Annotated in this window: 1 rRNA gene; it reads right to left on the reverse strand. The window is 50.7% G+C overall.

Going from position 1 to position 298, the window contains the following annotated elements:
- A 23S ribosomal RNA gene (locus H7T88_RS28485) occupies positions 1 to 232 on the reverse strand; the annotation flags it as partial.
- Positions 233 to 298 lie beyond the last annotated feature (66 nt).

Below are 298 nucleotides of genomic sequence, written 5' to 3' on the forward strand. Positions count from 1 at the left end.
ATTGTTTTCTCTTCCTCAGGGTACTTAGATGTTTCAGTTCCCCTGGTATGCCTCTACTTGCCCTATGTATTCAGTTAAGAGTAACTGGATATTACCCCAGCTGGGTTTCCCCATTCGGACATCCCCGGATCAAAGCTTGCTTACAGCTCCCCGAGGCAGTTTCGTTGTTCGCCACGTCCTTCATCGGCTCCTAGCGCCTAGGCATCCTCCGTGTGCTCTTAGTAGCTTAACCAGGTCGCTCGTGTTCGAGCTGTCACTTCCCTTGGTTTGCTTGCGCAAAGCCAAAAGTCGTTCCATT

Source organism: Paenibacillus cucumis (ex Kampfer et al. 2016), from assembly GCF_019748695.1.
Lineage (GTDB): Bacteria > Bacillota > Bacilli > Paenibacillales > Paenibacillaceae > Paenibacillus > Paenibacillus polysaccharolyticus.